The organism is Flagellimonas spongiicola, from assembly GCF_023502425.1.
In the GTDB taxonomy this organism is placed as follows: domain Bacteria; phylum Bacteroidota; class Bacteroidia; order Flavobacteriales; family Flavobacteriaceae; genus Flagellimonas; species Flagellimonas spongiicola.
Genome location: NZ_JAMFMA010000003.1, coordinates 69,567 through 89,238 on the forward strand (window position 1 = coordinate 69,567; position 19,672 = coordinate 89,238).

At 39.6% G+C, this 19,672-nt stretch carries 22 protein-coding genes; 17 read left to right on the forward strand and 5 right to left on the reverse strand.

The window, feature by feature from the left end:
- Positions 1-210: 210 nt before the first annotated feature.
- From hutG to hutH, 4 genes are read right to left on the reverse strand one after another with little or no spacing between them, the layout of a single operon-like run.
- The gene (gene hutG, locus M3P19_RS11785) at positions 211-1,179 is read right to left on the reverse strand and encodes a formimidoylglutamase (RefSeq protein WP_249657881.1); all 969 of its coding nucleotides are present in this window, start codon (positions 1,177-1,179) and stop codon (positions 211-213) included.
- A 3-nt stretch (positions 1,180-1,182) separates the two neighbouring features.
- The gene (locus M3P19_RS11790) at positions 1,183-3,192 is read right to left on the reverse strand and encodes a urocanate hydratase (protein WP_249657882.1); all 2,010 of its coding nucleotides are present in this window, start codon (positions 3,190-3,192) and stop codon (positions 1,183-1,185) included.
- Between the two features lie 7 nt (positions 3,193-3,199).
- Positions 3,200-4,429 carry an imidazolonepropionase gene (gene hutI / locus M3P19_RS11795; protein ID WP_249657883.1) on the reverse strand — a complete coding sequence of 410 codons (1,230 nt, stop codon included), beginning with the start codon at positions 4,427-4,429 and terminating at the stop codon, positions 3,200-3,202.
- A 4-nt stretch (positions 4,430-4,433) separates the two neighbouring features.
- Positions 4,434-6,011 carry a histidine ammonia-lyase gene (gene hutH / locus M3P19_RS11800; protein ID WP_249657884.1) on the reverse strand — a complete coding sequence of 526 codons (1,578 nt, stop codon included), beginning with the start codon at positions 6,009-6,011 and terminating at the stop codon, positions 4,434-4,436.
- 77 nt (positions 6,012-6,088) lie between these two features.
- Between hutH and M3P19_RS11805 the strand changes: the two genes are divergently transcribed.
- Entirely contained in the window at positions 6,089-6,976 is an 888-nt protein-coding gene (locus M3P19_RS11805; RefSeq protein WP_249657885.1) for a LysR family transcriptional regulator, read from the forward strand.
- Between the two features lie 38 nt (positions 6,977-7,014).
- Positions 7,015-7,569 carry a nitroreductase family protein gene (locus tag M3P19_RS11810; RefSeq protein WP_249657886.1) on the forward strand — a complete coding sequence of 185 codons (555 nt, stop codon included), beginning with the start codon at positions 7,015-7,017 and terminating at the stop codon, positions 7,567-7,569.
- On the opposite strand, the gene M3P19_RS11815 is transcribed toward M3P19_RS11810, so the two are convergent.
- Positions 7,561-8,070: a DUF456 domain-containing protein gene (locus tag M3P19_RS11815; protein WP_249657887.1), complete on the reverse strand. Its 510-nt coding sequence runs from the start codon at positions 8,068-8,070 to the stop codon at positions 7,561-7,563. The two genes, M3P19_RS11810 and M3P19_RS11815, sit on opposite strands and share 9 nt — an antisense overlap.
- Positions 8,071-8,193: 123 nt before the next feature.
- On the opposite strand from M3P19_RS11815, the gene M3P19_RS11820 reads away from it, so the two are divergent.
- The 15 genes from M3P19_RS11820 (at position 8,194) to M3P19_RS11890 (ending at position 19,622) form a co-directional block, all read left to right on the forward strand.
- A complete protein-coding gene (locus tag M3P19_RS11820) occupies positions 8,194-8,676 on the forward strand; it encodes a hypothetical protein (protein WP_249657888.1) in 483 nt (160 codons plus the stop codon).
- Between the two features lie 2 nt (positions 8,677-8,678).
- Positions 8,679-9,236, forward strand: a complete 558-nt coding sequence (ruvC, locus tag M3P19_RS11825; RefSeq protein WP_249657889.1) for a crossover junction endodeoxyribonuclease RuvC — start codon at positions 8,679-8,681, stop codon at positions 9,234-9,236.
- 37 nt (positions 9,237-9,273) lie between these two features.
- Positions 9,274-10,410 carry a radical SAM family heme chaperone HemW gene (hemW, locus tag M3P19_RS11830; RefSeq protein WP_249657890.1) on the forward strand — a complete coding sequence of 379 codons (1,137 nt, stop codon included), beginning with the start codon at positions 9,274-9,276 and terminating at the stop codon, positions 10,408-10,410.
- Positions 10,407-11,153: a cyclase family protein gene (locus M3P19_RS11835; RefSeq protein ID WP_249657891.1), complete on the forward strand. Its 747-nt coding sequence runs from the start codon at positions 10,407-10,409 to the stop codon at positions 11,151-11,153. Before hemW ends, M3P19_RS11835 begins: the two co-directional genes overlap by 4 nt.
- 2 nt (positions 11,154-11,155) lie before the next feature.
- Positions 11,156-11,515: a DUF4260 domain-containing protein gene (locus tag M3P19_RS11840; protein ID WP_249657892.1), complete on the forward strand. Its 360-nt coding sequence runs from the start codon at positions 11,156-11,158 to the stop codon at positions 11,513-11,515.
- Positions 11,508-12,131, forward strand: coding sequence for a DUF4230 domain-containing protein (locus M3P19_RS11845; protein WP_249657893.1), 624 nt, complete (start codon positions 11,508-11,510; stop codon positions 12,129-12,131). Before M3P19_RS11840 ends, M3P19_RS11845 begins: the two co-directional genes overlap by 8 nt.
- A gap of 81 nt (positions 12,132-12,212) precedes the next feature.
- On the forward strand, positions 12,213-12,542 hold the full coding sequence (locus tag M3P19_RS11850) for a Dabb family protein (RefSeq protein WP_313791625.1): 330 nt from the start codon (positions 12,213-12,215) through the stop codon (positions 12,540-12,542).
- Entirely contained in the window at positions 12,539-12,898 is a 360-nt protein-coding gene (locus tag M3P19_RS11855; RefSeq protein WP_249657895.1) for an MmcQ/YjbR family DNA-binding protein, read from the forward strand. Before M3P19_RS11850 ends, M3P19_RS11855 begins: the two co-directional genes overlap by 4 nt.
- 130 nt (positions 12,899-13,028) lie before the next feature.
- A complete protein-coding gene (locus tag M3P19_RS11860; protein ID WP_249657896.1) occupies positions 13,029-13,427 on the forward strand; it encodes a response regulator in 399 nt (132 codons plus the stop codon).
- A gap of 78 nt (positions 13,428-13,505) precedes the next feature.
- Entirely contained in the window at positions 13,506-14,048 is a 543-nt protein-coding gene (locus M3P19_RS11865; protein ID WP_249657897.1) for a heme NO-binding domain-containing protein, read from the forward strand.
- Positions 14,041-16,401: a PAS domain-containing sensor histidine kinase gene (locus tag M3P19_RS11870; RefSeq protein ID WP_249657898.1), complete on the forward strand. Its 2,361-nt coding sequence runs from the start codon at positions 14,041-14,043 to the stop codon at positions 16,399-16,401. The genes M3P19_RS11865 and M3P19_RS11870 overlap by 8 nt, the downstream gene beginning before the upstream one ends.
- 17 nt (positions 16,402-16,418) lie before the next feature.
- On the forward strand, positions 16,419-17,546 hold the full coding sequence (locus tag M3P19_RS11875) for an FIST signal transduction protein (protein ID WP_249657899.1): 1,128 nt from the start codon (positions 16,419-16,421) through the stop codon (positions 17,544-17,546).
- Positions 17,547-18,584, forward strand: coding sequence for a sensor histidine kinase (locus tag M3P19_RS11880; protein ID WP_249657900.1), 1,038 nt, complete (start codon positions 17,547-17,549; stop codon positions 18,582-18,584).
- 5 nt (positions 18,585-18,589) lie between these two features.
- Positions 18,590-18,913 (forward strand): Hpt domain-containing protein, encoded by a 324-nt coding sequence (locus tag M3P19_RS11885; RefSeq protein ID WP_249657901.1) that lies wholly within the window; start codon positions 18,590-18,592, stop codon positions 18,911-18,913.
- 1 nt (position 18,914) lies between these two features.
- Positions 18,915-19,622 carry a LytR/AlgR family response regulator transcription factor gene (locus M3P19_RS11890; RefSeq protein WP_249657902.1) on the forward strand — a complete coding sequence of 236 codons (708 nt, stop codon included), beginning with the start codon at positions 18,915-18,917 and terminating at the stop codon, positions 19,620-19,622.
- Positions 19,623-19,672: the final 50 nt, after the last annotated feature.

Genomic DNA, 19,672 nt, shown 5'->3' on the forward strand with positions numbered 1-19,672 from the left:
AAGGCTAAATTATGGAATAATTCCAAAAAAACGGAAAAAATCCATATAAAGAATGTGCAGAATTTTTCAAAAATCATTCCTATCTTTGTCGCGTTGTGTTGGATTTCAATCTGTAAAAGGATTGAAATCAGGTTGAGGTATCAACGTGATGCCCACCAATGAAAGGCTTTCCATATGGAAGGCTTTTTTTGTTTGGGTCAGTAAAAGATCTTAAGGGAATAGTTCGTGTGCAATGTGATGCACCAAGGAGGCGGCCAATTTAGCCGTTTGCCCATCGTTATCAAACTTAGGGTTCATTTCTGCAAAATCAACACTGATCAACTTACCAGAAGCCATAATCGTTTTTAAGCACTCCACTGCAATATGGGGCGTAAAACCCATTGGCGAAGGTGCGCTTACACCTGGCGCATAGGCAGAGGAAAATCCATCCAAATCAATGGTAACATATACTTTGTCAACCGTTTTGATGAATGCATTGATCCAAGTGTTGATTTCACTTAGAAATTGAATTTGGAATGTATCCGATAACACAAAATTGACATCCAGTTCTTTGGCCGTCTGAAAAAGATTCCGGTCGTTGGCATCTTTTCGAATCCCCAAACAGAGATAATTAAAATTAATTTCCTCTGCTTTGTTTTCCATGGCAATTTGATAGAACGGTGTGCCGGAGTTGTTGTTGTTTCCGTTTTGACGTAAATCAAAATGCGCATCAAAATTGATGATGCCAATGGATTGCCCTTGTTGTTTGGAATCCAGATGTTTTTTGATGCCGTGGTAATGTCCGTAAGCCACATCGTGCCCGCCGCCTAGAACAATGGGAAAATGCTTTTTGTCCAAAAGGGAAGTTACGCCCGTACTCAATGCATTTTGGGCAGCTTCCATGTCCCCGTCGGGACAGGTAATGTTCCCGGCATCGTATAGTTGAACCGTGCTTGGCAAATGGTTGGGCATTTTCGCCAAGCTCTTTTTGATGACATCCGGGCCATATTCCGCTCCAACCCTTCCTTGGTTTCGTTTCACACCTTCATCACAGGCATACCCCAATAAGGCAATCGATTTCTTAGGAGGTTCTGGAACCTCCATCAAAGGAACGCACTTCACTTTTTCATGAAGATAAAGGCTTTTATTGCTGATACGCCCTTGCCAATTGTTACTATCTGGGTTGGAATAATGCTTCATTGGTTAAAACAACGCGTCCAAAATATCGGTTTCCACTAAATTGGGCAAGGTTACTTTTAAATTTGGGCTGCGTTCCATCTCACGTTTGATGGCAAAAAGAGCTTCTTCGTTTCGAGCCCAACTCCTTCGGGATATTCCGTTATTGACATCATAAAACAACATGTTTTTCAATCGGCGAGAGGCTTCTTCGGAACCGTCAAGCACCATCCCAAAACCACCATTCATCACTTCACCCCATCCAACGCCGCCGCCATTGTGTATAGATACCCAAGTAGCTCCTCTAAAACTATCGCCTATAACATTATGGATGGCCATGTCCGCAGTGAATTTACTGCCATCATAAATATTACTGGTTTCCCTAAAAGGGGAATCCGTACCGCTGACATCATGGTGATCTCTGCCTAAAACCACGGGAGCCGTGATTTCACCTTTTTCAATTGCGCGATTGAAAGCTTCCGCGATTTTGGCACGTCCTTCAGCATCTGCATAAAGGATTCTAGCCTGTGATCCAACTACCAATCTATTTTGCTCAGCTTCTTCAATCCATGTGATGTTGTCCTGCATCTGCTGTTGGATTTCTTCAGGGGAAGCCGCTTTTATTGATTTCATTACCTCAAGCGCTATCGCATCGGTTTTTTGAAGGTCTTTTGGATTTCCTGAAGTACATACCCATCTAAACGGACCAAAACCATAATCAAAACACATAGGGCCAAGAATGTCTTGAACGTAGGAAGGGTACCGGAAATCTATGTTGTTGGATGCCATAACCTCACCTCCTGCGCGTGAAACTTCCAATAAAAATGCGTTCCCATAATCAAAGAAATAGGTGCCTTTTTGAGTATGCTTGTTTATGGCATTGATTTGTCTTCGCAACGATTCCTGTACCTTTTCTTTGAATGCTGTTGGGTTTTCCGCCATTAGTTCATTTGATGCTTCAAAGCTTAGCCCAACTGGATAATAGCCTCCGGCCCAAGGATTGTGTAGCGAAGTCTGATCTGAGCCCAAATGCACAAAAATGTCTTCCTCTAAAAAGCTTTCCCATACTTCCACAACATTACCGATATAGGCTAAAGAGACCACTTCGTTTCCGTTAATGGCTTTTTTGGTTCGAGCAACGAGTTCAGAAATCTCAGTACAAAGCTCATCAACCCAACCTTGTTGATGTCTTTTTTTTGCAGCTTCAGGATTTACTTCAGCGCATACTGTGATACATCCTGCAATATTTCCGGCTTTAGGTTGTGCGCCACTCATGCCTCCCAAACCTGCGGTTAAAAAGACTTTTCCTTCTGGAGTATCTTCCTTGTCCAATACTTTTCTGAAGGCGTTCATCACAGTAATGGCGGTTCCATGGACAATTCCTTGTGGGCCAATGTACATATAGGAACCGGCGGTCATCTGTCCATATTGGGTTACGCCTAGGGCATTGAATTTTTCCCAATCGTCCGGCTGGGAATAATTTGGAATCATCATGCCATTGGTGACCACAACACGAGGTGCCTCCTTTGATGATGGAAACAATCCCATGGGATGTCCGGAATACATATGAAGTGTTTGTTCTTCGGTCATTTCTGCCAAATACTTCATTGTAAGAAGGTATTGTGCCCAATTTTGAAAAACAGCTCCATTCCCTCCATAAGTAATTAATTCCTCTGGGTGCTGTGCCACGGCAGGATCCAAATTATTTTGAATCATGAGCATTATGGCTGCAGCCTGTTTGGATTGTGCAGGATATTCAGAAATGGGTCTGGCATACATTTCATAACTGGGTTTGAATCGATGCATATAGATACGACCGTAAGCCTGCAATTCTTCAGCAAATTCTTGGGCCAATTCGTGGTGCCAAGACTGAGGAAAATAACGAAGTGCATTCTGCACCGCCAATTTTTTTTCTTCTGGGGATAGGATGTCTTTTCTTTTCGGTGCGGGATTCCCTCCTGTTGGATAGGTTCGCGGTGCCGGTAGATTTTCTGGAATTCCTTGACGTATGTGTGATTTAAACTCGTGCAGTTCCATATCGATTTTATTCAAATATTAATTTTCCTGCCTTCCAGACGTTACTTGGTTTCAGTTGTCCTTGATGATAGGTTATTTCTTGATAGTTGTTGGTTGGAAAACTGACAAAATCGGCAATCATACCATGTTCGATACTTCCGCGATCAGATAGATTCAAAGCCGCGGCGGCCCTAGTAGTAATTCCAGCCAAAACTTCGGTATTGGATAGTTTTTCAAAAGTGCCCAAAATACTCGCTTGGGTCAACAAATCGCCCATAGGTGCTGAACCAGGATTGTGATCACTGGCAATGGCCAATGCGCCACCAGCGTCCAATAATTTTCTTGCTGGAGTAAAATCACAACCTAATCCAATGGATGCTCCGGGTAATGCCATGGCGATTACATTGCTTTTTGCCAAAAGCTCTATTTCCTTTTCGGTACTTGCTTCCAAGTGATCAGCACTTAGTGCTCCAAATTCTATGGCCACTTCACTGCCGCCTGTTGTAAATTGGTCGGCATGCACGGTGATATCCATTCCCAAAGATTTGGCTTTTTGGAAATAGGGTTTGATTTCCATTGGTGAAAATGCACTTTCTTCAATAAAAGCATCCACACGATTTGTTAATCCCTCTTCAATGAGTTTCGGTAACAAGCTATTAATGATTTCATCCAAGTAGTTACCTTCACCGACCCAATCCTTGGGTTTCATATGGGCGGCCAAACAGGTAGGAATCAAATCCACGGATGCGTTTTGATTTATTTTATTTATGGCTCGAAGCATTTTTAATTCCTCTTCTACCGACAGTCCATAGCCACTTTTGACTTCCAATGTGGTGATGCCATTTTTAAGGTGGGTATTACTCCTTCGGATAATTCCAGCTTCTAATTCTTCTTGTGATGCTTTACGGGTTTGAGTTACGGTATCCCAAATGCCTCCTCCGGCCTTGGCAATTTCCAAGTAAGAAACACCGGCATTTCTCATCGCATAATCTCTAGCCCTAGTTCCTCCAAAACAGATATGGGTATGTGCATCGATAAAACCAGGCAAGCAAACATGCGAACCTTCAACTCTATGTACATCCAAGTCCCTTGAATTCAATTCCTTGAAAGTCCCAATCCGTTCAACTTTTCCATTGGAAACAACGATACCTGCATTTTCAATAATAGGTAACTTGTCATCTTTTAAGCTGCCTTTCAACGGTAACTTTGACATGGGCAGTAGTTGTGCAAACGGACCGATTAATATTGGTTTATCCATAATATCAAAACGTATCAAATTCAACTTGATGTGGCGTTTTCCACGTTAATTCTTTATCTGTCATAACTTGCTCCACAAGATTGATGATTTCTCCTTCTTGTATCATTTGGACACCTTTTTCAATGTCGTCTGCAAATACGCGATCGCTATCAGCAAATGAGACCTTTGTTCTTATGAATTTATGGATTTCATCTAAAAGCACTCCAGATTTTAGCGGTTTTCTGTACTCGAATGCTTGAGCAGCGGTCAACAATTCTATAGACAGAATTTTTTCAGTGTTTTCAATAATCCGAAGCGCTTTTCTACCACTGATGGATCCCATGCTTACATGATCTTCTTGTCCCAAAGAAGTGGGTATACTATCTGCACTTGCTGGAAAACACAAACTCTTATTTTCACTTGCCAATGCTGCGGATGTGTACTGAAGAATCATATATCCCGAATTGATTCCGGTATCCTCCATAAGTAATTTGGGGACGCCGGGACTGTTGCCTTCCAAAGCGAGATAAATTCTACGGTCAGAAATATTACCAAGTTCTGAAGAAGCCAATGCTGCATAATCCAATGCCATGGCAAGGGGTTGTCCGTGGAAATTACCCCCACTTATGGTGAGTTCATCATCAATGATAACGGGATTGTCGGTTACGGAATTCAACTCTATTTCCAACAATTCCTTGAGATGTAGCCAGGCATTTCTGGAAGCTCCATGAACCTGTGGTATACAGCGCAAAGAGTAGGGGTCCTGTACTCGTTCACAGTCTATATGGTCCTCCAATATCTCAGAACCTTGTAATAGCGTGCGAATTCTACCGGCAACATGTTGGTTTCCTTTAAAGGGCCGCAAAGCATGTAGTTCTTCATAAAAGGGTTTTATGGAGCCTTGTAATCCTTCCAACATCATGGCGCCAATTATATCGGCCTGCCTCAAAGCATATTGCATTTTCTGAACCACTAAAACGGCATGAGCTGCTATGAATTGAGTGCCATTTATGAGTGCCAAACCTTCTTTGGGACCAAGTTCAATAGGTTCAAGGCCATTCTTTTTAAATAATTCTTTGGTAGGCATTTGTTTTCCTTTAAATAGCACTTTTCCAAGACCTATCAAAGGAAGAAATAGATGTGATAAAGGTGCTAGATCTCCAGAGGCACCTACGGAACCTTGGGAAGGAACCACAGGAATAGCATCATTTTCCATGTGCCATAACATTCGTTCTATGGTGGATTTTGCGATTCCGGAAAAACCCTTTGCCAACGCATGGATTTTCAAAATCAACATGATTTTTGCCAATTTGATGGAAATGGGATCGCCTACGCCCACACTATGACTTTGTAAAATATTGGATTGAAGAATCCTAGTGTCTTCCTTTGAAATTTTGGTGTTGCATAATGGGCCAAATCCGGTATTTATCCCATAAACAATATTGCCTTTTTCCACAATTCGCTGCACCCGAAGATGGCTTTCCTCAATTTTCACAAAACACTGCTCGGATACAATACCTTGAACAGTCCCTTCAGCAATGGCCAAGGCAATACCGGCGGTTAAATGATCTTCGCCAAAATGGAAGATTTTGGATTGTTTCATACCTAATTATTTATCAGATAAAGGTAGAATTCGTGTTTAATAATTACCAATACTTATTTTTGTAACAATTAATAAGCATGAATTATCAAATTGAACTGAGACATTTTATTTATTTCTTGGCAGTTGCGGAGGAGTTACACTTTAGAAAAGCTGCTGAAAAACTCTTTATTTCCCAACCAGGTCTGAGCACCCAAATAAAGCAAATGGAAGAAATTTTGGAGACACAGCTTTTCATTCGTGATAAGAAAAAGGTACAGTTAACACCGGCTGGAAAATACTTGAAAGGCGAGGTGGAGTTCATTTTAAATCATTTAGACCAGATCAAAAAGCAGTTAAAGCAAATTGGAAAAGGGGACTTGGGAGAGATTCGTATTGGTTTTTTAGGTTCTGCGATGCAAAATGTAGTACCAAATCTGTTGCTCAAGTTGAAAGAAAAGTATCCCTTGATACATACGAGTCTGGAAGAACTTTCAAATAGGGCGCAGATCAATGCCATAATGCATGATCGATTGGATTTGGGATTCGTTCGTTTGTCCAGAGTCGCGAAAGGATTGGAAATAAAACCCATTTACGAAGACACTTTTTCTTTGGTAATACCAGCAGACCACCCCTTGGAGGCCAGTTCGTTTAAGAACATCAAACAAGTGAAGGATGAGGCGTTTATCTTGTTTTCGCAGGATTATAGTCCACTGTATTACGACACGGTCTTGAGTATTTGCGAAGATGGAGGTTTCACGCCTAGAGTATCCCATAAATCCGTGCATGCACAAACCATTTTTAAACTGGTAGAAAACAAGTTAGGTATTGCCATTGTGCCAACAGCGCTTCAATATGGCTTTCAAATGGATGTGAAATTCATTGAATTAAAGCGCATAAAACAGCGTGCTGTATTGTCCATGGTGTGGAAGCAGGATCATAGAAATCCCGCATTGCAAAACTGCTTGGATTTGCTTTTGCATATTTAAACTGGGCAAGCAGTATATTTATGATCTAAAATTTAGCTATGATTTTTGATTTGATAAAAAACCGAAGGAGTGTCTTTCCTGTTCAATACAATGACCGTCCAATTTCCAAAGAAACCATTGAACGGATTTTGGAAGCAGCGAACTGGGCCCCGAACCATAAAAAAACCGAACCATGGCGTTTCAAGGTTTTAATGAATGGTCACAAAGAGGCATTGGGTAAGTTTCTATCGGAAAAATACCAACAGGTCGACCCAAAACCAAAACAGGTTAAAATCAAAAAGCTACAAGAAAACCCAACAAAAGCAGCAGCATTAATTGCCATTTGCATGCAACGGGATCCTAATGAAAGCCTACCGGAATGGGAGGAGTTGGCGGCAACTGCCATGGCAGTTCAGAATATGTGGTTGTGCTGTACTGAGCTTGGAATAGGGAGTTATTGGAGTTCTCCTGGCCTAATAAAATATATGGATGAATTTTTTGATCTTAATAAAGGAGAAAAATGTTTGGGTTTCTTTTATATGGGCTATTTTGATGACCCAGTAAACGCAGGAGCGCGCGGTGCAATTGGAGATAAGGTTCAATGGTTAGAATGAAAAAATATCTCCGGCATATTTTACCGTAACGACTATAAAGAAAACCAAATAGGCTGCTGTAATAACAAATTTTAAAAAGGTTCCGGTCAAAAAGCCAATAAACGAACCCAATGCCGCTTTCATGGCGGTTTTTTGATCTGCCTTATTTACCAATTCCCCAACCAAAGCACCAACAAAGGGCCATATAATAATACCAAAGGGCCCAAACACCGGGAAGAATATGGCGACCAATAAACCAATTATGGTACCCCACATTCCTGCTTTACTACCGCCAAATTTTTTGGTACCCGCTGCAGGAATCACATAATCCAAAACGGTAATGCCCAAGGCAAGAACCAATGTTCCGCCCAATATCCACCAATTGTCAGGTACTGCTTTGGTCATATAGAGCAGTAAAAGTCCAACCCAGCTGAGCGGTGGTCCTGGTAATACAGGAAGAAAACTCCCTAGAATACCAACCAGCATCAGAATAAAACCCAGTATGAGTAATACAATGTCCATAATCGTTTTTCCTATCAGACAAATTTAGCGAGGAAATGTTACAATTAAGTGAACCAAATCTGATTGTAAATTGGAATTGAATAGACTAAAAAATCGTAATTTCAGCCAAATTCCATGGGCTTTATGCGGAAACTATTGGGTTTATTCATTTTAGGCTTGGGGCTTACCTCATGTGAGCTTTTTATGTCTACCCAAGAAAAGACCGATAAATTGGTGCATGATGAATTAATCAAAGTCAATTGGAATGAAGTGGACAGTTACCCTTTGTTTGTTGGGGAGTGTGATGAACTGGCGATTAAAGAGGTGCAGCGGGATTGTTTTCAAGCTACTCTGATGCGGTACTTTACGGAAGCAGTTTCCGATTTGCAATTTCAAGTAAATACAGAACTCAATGAAACCATATATGTGGATTTTGAGGTGGATGAACATGGCTTTATCCTGATTACAAATTTTGAAGAAAGTAATGCGGTGTTAAGTGAAATTGAGAATTTCAATGATTTAATCAGTGAACGTCTTAATGATTTAACTACCGTCAAAGCTGCCATTTATCGAGGTATTAAGGTAGCCATCCGCGTTAGACTTCCCATTGTATTAAATACGCAATAGTATTGGCAACAGAAAAGATAATTTTAGGAATAGACCCCGGTACCACCGTAATGGGCTTTGGAATCATTAAAGTGGTGAACAAAAAAATGCAGTTCATTCAAATGAATGAATTAATGCTCAAAAAATACAATGACCATTACACCAAACTAAAACTCATCTTTGAACGTACGCTGGAACTCATTGATACCTATCATCCTGATGAAATTGCTATTGAAGCTCCTTTTTTTGGTAAAAATGTACAGTCCATGTTAAAACTGGGAAGGGCGCAAGGTGTTGCCATGGCAGCAGGCCTATCCCGCCAGGTACCTATCACGGAGTATATGCCGAAAAAAATAAAAATGGCTATTACTGGAAACGGAAATGCCAGTAAGGAACAGGTGGCTAAAATGCTTCAGAGTATGTTGCAACTAAAAACATTACCCAAGAACTTGGATAGTACTGATGGTTTGGCCGCCGCTGTATGCCACTTCTATAATGAAGGGCGTGTTGATGTGGGTAAACACTATACCGGTTGGGAAGCCTTCGTGAAGCAAAACCCCAAAAAGGTCAATAGTAAATAATCCACCGTAACTTGGCAATGGGCAATTGACCGTTATTATGTCTGGTATCTACATCCATATCCCATTTTGCAAACAGGCATGCCATTATTGCGATTTTCATTTTTCTACCCAACTAGGTCGAAAAAAGGAGCTTCTGGACGCATTGCACATTGAATTGAAAATGCGACAATCTGAATTCAAGGATATTGAAGTAGAGACCATTTATTTTGGCGGTGGAACACCATCAGTATTAGAGACCAACGAAATTGAAGACCTTATACGAACGGTTTATGAAAATTATAGCATCCTACCTGAACCAGAAATCACCTTGGAAGCTAATCCAGACGATTTGCCCAAATCCAAAATCGATGCTCTGGCTCAATCTCCTGTCAATCGATTGAGTATTGGAATCCAATCATTCTATGATGAAGATTTGAAGCTCATGAACCGAGCACACAATGCGCAAGAGGCGAAGCAATGTGTGGAAGATGCAGCTGAAGTGTTTAAAAATATAACCATCGATTTGATTTATGGAATCCCAGGGATGACTAATGAAAGATGGATTTCAAATATTAATACAACACTTGAATTGGAGTTGCCTCATATATCCAGTTATGCTTTGACCGTTGAGCCAAAAACGGCACTTAAAAAATTCATTGAAACAGGCAAAATAGCTCCTATTGATGAAAAGCAAAGTCAAGAACAGTTCCATGTGCTATTGGAACTTTTGGAAGCGAATGGATTCATCAACTATGAAATATCCAATTTTGGCAAACCAGGTTATTTTTCCAGAAACAACAGTTCGTATTGGCTAGGGAAACCCTATTTGGGAATTGGTCCTTCCGCCCATTCCTTTGACGGTCGCCACAGAAGTTGGAATATAAATAACAACATAAAGTATACCAAGGCAATCCAGGATGGGGTGCTTCCCTCAGAGAAAGAACATCTGTCTATAACAGATAATTACAATGAATATGTGATGACCGGTTTAAGAACCATATGGGGGGTTTCTTTGGATAGGGTCCAAACTGAATTTGGACCTCGGTATTTGGATTATTTGAAGCAACAGAGTAAACGTTTTCTAGATTCAGGTTTGTTGAAAGTTGAAGGGGATACTTTATTGACAACGACCAAAGGAAAGTTTTTGGCGGATGGCATGGCATCGGATTTATTTATGGTTAACTTGGATGTATGATCGCTACCATTCGTTTAAATTCTAGAAATCTACAACTGGACCTAAGCGAACCCTTGGATATTTCGATTCCCTTGAGAGGGGGACAGGACAATATCAATGCATGGTACTTGGACCCTCCACAAATTAAACCACATGAGGACGGTGATTTTATTGGGAAGGTGTCGGAAGGTGCTTCTACAAATTTCAATACGATACAATTTAATCCACATTCGCATGTGACACATACCGAGTGTTTGGGTCATATAACAAAGGCGTTCCATTCTGTCAATAGAACATTGAAGCGTTATTTCTTCTTTGCTGAGTTGATCACTGTAGCACCAGAAAAAATAGGGAATGATTTTGTGATATCAGAAAAACAGCTGCGTTACGCCCTGGGAAATAAAAAACGAGAGGCTTTGGTAGTGCGAACTATCCCCAACCTCACTAACAAGTGTTCCGCAAAATACTCGAATACCAATCCAGCCTTTTTTTTAAGGGAGGCGATAACGTATTTAGTATCCAAAGGAATTGAACATTTATTGGTTGATCTGCCTTCCGTGGATAAAGAGAAGGATGATGGAGCATTGGCAGGTCACAAGGCATTTTGGGATGTCGATGGTAATCCTCGTACACAGGCAACTATTACGGAGTTTATATACGTGGATAATACTATTGAGGATGGGAGCTACGTGCTTGAGCTTCAAGTGGCACCTTTTGAAAACGATGCAAGTCCCAGTCGGCCATTATTATATAAAATAATATAGGTATGAAAACAATCATAAAGTTAGAGGAATTGTTCATGCTGATTTTGGGGATATTCCTTTTTAGTCAACTACAATATGCTTGGTGGTGGTTTTTGGTATTGATATTACTTCCCGATATAGGCATGTTTGGTTACGCATTGGGAGACAAAGTGGGAGCTCACATATATAATGTGTTCCATCATAAAGGATTAGGCATCTTGTTATATTTGATTGGAGTATTCTTGGCATATCCAATACTTCAATTGATAGGCGTCATATTGTTTTCGCATGCATCAATGGATCGTATTTTTGGTTATGGGCTTAAGTACGACAAGGGATTTAAGTTCACACACTTAGGTAAAATAGGTAAAGAAGATGGGTGATTTATTAGAAGTCATTCTAGGATTAATACTTGGTGCCATTATAATGTATTGGTTCTTTTCACTATTCCGACGAAAAAGGAACAAGGATTTGACCAAACAACAATCCACGGTGCTCTTGGATAAAATCAGAAGTGTTTGCAAATTAGTGTCCGTAGAAGGTGATTTTGCGGAGATTTACAATTATGAAAACACCAAGGAAGGTTTCTTCAGTTTATTGAGCAGTAAAAAAAAGGCCTTGATCATTGTAAAGGCAAAAGCTCATATAGGGTATGATCTTTCCAAATTGGATTTAAAAGCAGACGATGCAAAAAAGACCATTATCTTAAATAATTTTCCACGACCGGAAGTGTTGTCCATTGAACCTGAATTGCAATTTTATGATATCAAGAATGGACTTTTCAATAGCTTTACGCCAAATGACCTAACGAACCTGAATCAGGAAGCCAAAGATCATATCAAACAAAAGATACCAGAAAGCGGTTTAATGGATACGGCACGGACAGAAGCATTACAGGCGGTTTTATTGGTTGAAAAGATCGTGGAGACCATTGGCTGGAAATTGGATTACAGCGCTTTGGAAATATCGAATAGGGATAAGCAATTTTTAGAGCAATAAAAGTAGCATATGAAAACCACAGTTATAACTTTACTAGTGTGCCTTTGCTTAGGCACTGCAATGGCACAAAACCAAGATTCAATGAAAACATTTGACCCTGCATTTGCACATACGGTTTACTTCTGGTTTAAAGACCCAGACAATACTGCAGATCGTAATTTATTTGAAACCTCTTTAAAAAAGTTCTTGGACAATTCTGCATACGCCAAGACCAATTTTATTGGTAAGCCGCCAAAAGCTACCCGAGAGGTTGTGGATGGTTCGTTTACGTATTCCTTGATTGTTACATTTGAATCTGCAGAGGCCCAAGAAGGCTATCAGAATGAGCAACCACATTTGACATTCATAGAAGAATGCAAACATTTATGGGAAAAGGTTATTGTTTATGATTCATTTGGGGTAGCGAAATGAACGTTGAGGAACTACGCCAGTTGTGCATCCGAAAAAAAGGAGTGACCGAAGAATTTCCTTTTGATGAATCTACATTGGTATTTAAGGTAATGGGCAAGATGTTCGCTTTAGTCGCGCTTGAGCGTTTACCACCACAGTGTAACCTAAAATGCGATCCAGAGAAGGCGATTGAATTGCGTGAAGCGTATGATGGTGAAATCATACCTGGGTATCATATGAGCAAGAAACATTGGAACACCCTAATGTTGGAAAGCTTACCACCTGAACTTATACAAGAACTATTGGATCATTCGTATGATTTAGTCGTAAGCGGATTGACCAAAAAACTTCAGAACGAACTGGCGGCCTTGCCTTGATTTTGAAAAAATGTGAAATGCTTTATCGACAGTTATCTACAATTCGTCGATAGTTTTTTTATATTTGACTTGTTTGTAGTCTTTTTCTGATTGATGTTCCCCACTTTTGTATACTAAACCGAATTAGATCATGAATGTGCTGTTCATAGAAGATGATATGATTGAGACCATGAAATTGCAACGAGCAATTTCTAAGTTTGAATCAAAGCACAAGATTATCGAGGCCAAAAATGGTGAAGAGGCCTTAGAGATCTTGAATGGGGGAACTCCGCCCGATATCATTTTATTGGATTTGAATATGCCTAGGATGAGTGGACTGGAATTTCTCTCAGTTATCAAAAAAGATGAAAGGTTGAAATACTTACCAACTATCATTTTAACCACATCTGAAAACCGCGTTGATTTACTTAAATGTTTCGAAATTGGAATAGCTGGTTATATTATTAAGCCATTAAAATATGAAGATTACGAAGCCAAATTGAAGAAGGTTTTTGATTACTGGGAAATCAGTGAATTGATCAAAGGCTAACAAAAAACCGTATTTCACAACATATTTTTTATAATACGGTAGTACAATTCCTACATTTAAATCATAATATTCTTTATTATGAAAGGAATTGTTTTTACCGAATTTCTGGAAATGGTCGAGTCCAACTACGGACTTGAGACTGTTGATTCCCTGATTGAAAATTGTGATCTTCCGTCTGGGGGTGCCTACACTTCCGTTGGCACTTATGATTTTAATGAGATGGTAAGTTTGATTACCGAGCTTGGTAAACAGACAGGCCTAACACAAGACCAACTACTACATAGTTTTGGTCTTTTCTTGTTTAATGGACTTGTAGCTACCCATCCTGAGGTAGTTTCGAGCTATAAGAATCCTATTGGTTTGCTCCATAGTATTGAAGATCATATTCATGTGCATGTACGCAAACTATACCCAGATGCAGAACTTCCTCAATTCAAGGTGCTTTCCAAATCGGATACAACATTAGAGATGATCTATACTTCGTCCCGTGGATTGTATTCCTTGGCACATGGGTTAATTGAAAAAACCTTTGAACATTTCGGTAAAAAGGTAAACGTCGAGTACAAATTATTAAACGAAAATGGTACGGAAGTAAAATTCCGGCTAACACAAAATGGATAGTAACGAAGTATCCATATTAAAACGGGCCCTTGAACGGGAAAAGAAAGCTCGTAAAGCAGCCGAAGGTCTACTGGAGACCAAGGCGAAAGAGTTGTACGACGCATCCATCCATTTAAAGGAGGCCAATGGTCGTCTTGAGAGTCTGATCAACAAAAAAGGTGATCGGATAGACAGTGCTTTCGTAAACATTATCGATCCCTATGTGGTCATGGATATGATGACCAATGTGATCAATATGAACGCATCGGCCAAGGAATTCTTGGGATATGATCATACCAAAGAACAGGTGCAACTTTCTAATATTGTGCATCCGGATTATTTGGAATACACCGCAGAATCATTCCAAAAATTAATGCAGGTAGGAATATTAAAAAATTATGAAGCCAAGATAATAACCAAAACAGTTGGAGAAAAGTATGTGAACATAAATGCCAGTTTGATTTATAATGAAAATGGCAGTCCAATTGCAGCTCAGGGAGTAATTCGGGATATCACCAAAGAGGTTGAAATCAAGAAACTTCTAGAAGATCAAAAGAAACAGCAGGACATTATAGTTGAAAATTCTTCCCTAGGGATCCTGCTTATTGTAAAAGACAAAATTTTAAAGGCCAATAAGTCATTTGTAGATCTACTGGGCTACAATGAGATAGAGTTGAAAAATAAATCCATTAATGATATATCCTCCTTGGAAGACAGTGATTTGTATGAGAATTTGCTGAAGAAAAGTCTTGAGGACGATACCAAGAAATTTACCATCATCAGAAAATTTTTCAAGAAAAACGGAAAAACACTTTACGGCAAAACTTCCATGAGTAATGTGTTGGATTCTAAAGGGAACATTGAATACAGTGTTGCCATGATTGAAGATATAACCCGGGAAAAAAGGGCAGAGGAGCAAATTAGGGCCTCTGAGGAACGAATGGCCACGCTCATTAAAAACCTCCAAACAGGCGTGTTGTTGGAAGATCAGAATAGAAAGATCGTATTGGCCAATCAAAAATTCTGTGACCTCTTCGGAATTCCAGTTAGTCCTGATACTTTGAAAGGTGTGAATAGTGAGAAATCCATTCACAAATACAAGAACATGTTTTCTGAACCAGATGATACCCTGGGAAGAATCAATGAGGTAATCCAGAAAAAAGAAGTCATATCTGCCGATGAATTGGAATTGTTAGATGGTCGAACTTTTGAACGTGACTTTATTCCCTTGTTCAATAACGATGAATATCAAGGTCATTTATGGACCTACAGCGATATTACATTAAGAAAGAACTACCGTAAAAATCTCGAAATCCAAAAAGAAAAGTACGGCAGTATTATTGCCAACATGAATTTGGGACTGGTTGAGGTGGACAACGATGAGAACATCCTGATGGTGAACCAGAGCTTTAGTGAAATGATAGGCATACCTGCAGATGATCTTATAGGAAAGAACACAACAGAGGCATTTAAAATTGATATTCAAGATCAAGATAAAATCAAGGAACACAACAAGAAAAGATTAAAAGGTATTTCAGATTCCTACGAAGTCTCTGTAAAAGTGGCCAATGGAGAACAACGTTTTTGGCTGATCAGTGGCGCACCTCGGTATGATGACGCAGGAAACGTAGTAGGATCTATTGGAATTCACCTGGACATAACGGATCAGAAAAACCTTGAACTACAAAAAGAAAACCTGGTATTGGAATTGGAGGCCAGTAATAAAGGTCTTCAGGAATATGCACACATTGTTTCCCATGATCTGAAATCACCATTAAGAAGTGTAAGTGCTTTGGCTACTTGGCTCTACGATGATTACAAGGATACGCTGGATGAAAATGGACGGTACAACCTCAAGATGATGCAAGAGAAAATTGAGGGTATGGACAAGCTTATTACCGGTATCCTTAAATACTCCACGGTAAACAACGATGTACTTGATAATACCGAGGTGGATGTCAATGAGGTAATCCAAGAGATTAAGGAAATCATCTTTATTCCAGAACATGTTTCCATAGTGCCAAGAAGGAAATTACCAAAGATTAAGGCGGACAAAACCAAAATCCATCAATTATTCCAGAATTTTTTGAGCAATGCGGTAGTGAATATTGATAAGAAGGAAGGACTGGTGGAAATAGACTATGTGGAGCATTCAAAATACTGGGAATTCAGTATCAAGGATAATGGAGTAGGCATACCTAAAGAATACCATGAAAAGATTTTCCAGATTTTCCAATCTATTGGCAATAAGGAACGATCTACGGGAATTGGACTGTCTATTGTAAAGAAAATTATTGATCGATATAGCGGCAAAGTTTGGCTGCAAAGTGAAATTGGTGAAGGAACAACATTCTATTTCACCCTTAAAAAATAACCCAAAAGTAAAAAGCCATGAAAGTAAATCAAGCAAAACGAATTAAAGGAGGAGAATGGGAATTTTCCCAGAACCAACCACTAAAGGAACCGTTGGTATTGGTTTTTGGTGACAGATTTTTATTGGAAGATGAAAACATCCACAGCGAAATCAAGAATTTATTCCCTGATGGGCACTTGGTTTTTGGATCCACCTCAGGTGAAATAATGGAAACCAATGTTTTTGAAGAGAGTATTATTATCACCGCGATAGAATTTGAGCGTACCAACTTTTCAATAGTAAGTGAGAATATTGAGGATTATGTGGATATCGAAAAGATGGGTGCCGCTATTTCAGAAAAATTTGATACGGAACAATTGAGTCATATGTTCATTGTTTCTGATGGGAGTTTTGTGAATGGAAGCGGTTTAATAGAAGGCTTGGAATCCGTAGATGGTTTTAAAGCTTCCATAACAGGAGGGCTTTGTGGAGACGGTGCAAGATTTGAAAAGACATTGACTTCCTATAATGAAAACCCGAAACAAGGCGAGGTAATTGCCATTGGATTTTATGGGAAAGAACTGGAAGTGAGCTATGCCAACTTTGGCGGGTGGACACCCTTTGGTCCTGAGCGAACCATTACTAAATCTGAAGGCAATGTGCTTTATGAAATTGATGGCAAACCAGCTCTAGATCTCTATAAAAAATATTTAGGAGAGAAGGCCAATGAACTTCCACAAGCTGCTTTACTTTACCCTTTGACCGTACAGCAGAACAATGAATCTGAACCTTTGGTGAGAACCATTCTTAACATCGATGAAGATTCTAGTTCCATGATATTGGCCGGAGATGTGCCAATGAATTCCAAGGTACAATTGATGATGTCTACCATGGATGATATTGCTGAAGGAGCGTCTAGCGCCGCAGAATTAGCAATGCGAGACCGAAACAAAAAACCGGAGCTGGCAATTTTGGTGAGTTGTGTAGGTAGAAAATTGGTTTTGGACCAACGTACCGAGGATGAGATCGAAGAAGTTGCCGATGTAATTGGCGAACAAGCAAAAATCACAGGATTCTATTCCTATGGAGAGATGGCCCCTTTCGCAGGCAAAAACGAATGCCAATTGCACAATCAAACCATGACATTAACCCTATTGAGTGAGTAAATGCATACCCTGCTAAAAAGACAACTGAAGAAGTTTATGCCCAAGGAATTCCTTGAGCATCCAGACATGGACAAGTTTTTGGAATCTGTGGACAAATCCTATTCGGATTATGACCAGAAGCTCAAAATGATCCAACGGGCAACTTCTTTGAGTTCAGAGGAACTATATCAAGCAAACCAACGCCTTAACAAGGAAACGGAAGGACAACGTAAGGTATTGGAATCTTTGAGCAAAGCAGTTGCCTCCATGCAGGACAAGACCAGTGATCGCGTGTTGGATTTCAACCCACAAAAATTAGTTGAGGATATTGAAAAACAAGCTTTGAAATTGGTGAAACTCACTTCTGAAAAAGATATGCTGCTCAAGAATTTGGAGCAACAGAATGAGTCCTTGAACAACTATGCCCATATGGTCTCACATGACCTCAAATCACCAATTCGGAATGTTCATTCATTGGTAAGTTGGGTATTTGAAGATGGACAAGAGGATTTTAAGGAAAACAGTCGTGATAACGTTCAGTTGATCTTCCAAAATCTCGCAAAAATGGATAGTCTGATAGATGGAATTCTCCGACATTCAACCATAGATTCCATACAAGAAAGCGAATCTGCCATTGATTTGGTCACTTTGATAGAGGAAATAGAGAGAACAATCTATGTTCCGGATAATATTACGATCAAAAAGAGCAAGAATTTGCCAACACTTTTTACTGGAAAATATCGAATAGAACAGTTGTTTAAAAACCTATTGACCAACGCCATAAGTGCCACCGAAGCAAACCCTGAAGGACAGATTTTCTTGGATGTAAAAGAAGAAGAGAAGGAATGGATGTTCAGTGTCTCAGATAATGGAAAGGGTATTCCAAAGCACCTTCAAAACGGCATCTTCGGGATGTTCAAAAAGTTGGAAAACAACTCAGATGCTACTGGAATTGGACTGGCATTGGTAAAGAAGATAATCAATTACTACGAAGGTGATATTTGGCTTTCTTCTCAAGAAGACATGGGAACCACCTTCTTTTTCACAATAAAAAAGTAAACGAAATGACAGAGATACCCAACCTAGATTATATCAAGGAAATTTCAGGCGGTAATGAGGAATTTGAGAAGAAATTCTTAAGCATCATACAAGCGGAATTTCCAAAAGAAAAGAATGATTATATCGAAAATCTGGAATCCAATAACTTAGGTGAATCTGCCAAAATCGTTCATAAGATCAAGCACAAACTAGGAATTTTGGGTTTGACTGGAGGCTACAAATTAGCTGTAAAGTATGAAGAAGATTTAAAATATGGAGACACCAAACTCAAGGAAGACTTCCTTGATATTTTGACATCTGTTGAAGAGTTTATCGTAAAAATAGGGTAAAGTGAGGTGTATAATTGTAGATGATGAAGCAAGTGCTAGGGCTATTGTAAGAGAGCTCTGCCGAGCCATCCCAGAAATGGAAGTTGTGGCTGAGTTTCCTGATGCTTTGGAAGCGCTTAAATTCCTTAAGGATAACAAGATTGACCTTGTTTTTCTAGATATCCATATGCCTAAACTTACGGGTGTAGATTTCATTGAAACCGCGGTTGATCCGCCCAAAATTGTGTTGACAACATCCGATAAGGAATTTGCCATTGAAGCTTATGGCTACGAGTTTATACTGGATTATTTAGTAAAACCGATTTCCACAGAACGCTTCCAGAAGTGTGCCATGAAATTGTACAATACATTCATAAAAAACAATATTGAATCAGATCGTGAGCTTCAATCCAATGAGGACGATGAGCTTTATATTAATATAGATCGACGTCTGATTAAATTAAAGTTTGGTGAAATCCAATTGATAGAAGCCAAAGGCGATTATATCGAAATCCAGACCACGGATACGAGGTACCGTGTACATTCTACGTTAAAGAAAATCAAGGAAAAATTACCTGATTCCAGGTTTTTACAAGTACATAGGTCTTACATCATCAATTTCTCCCAAATAGTCGATATACAGGACAATAGCGTCTTAATTGAGCGGAATGTGATACCCATTAGTCGCTCCAATAGACCAGAGTTGATGCAGCGATTGAACTTGCTCTAAAAGAAAGAAAAATACTACAAAACTATTTTGAACGTTAAAATAGATAGACA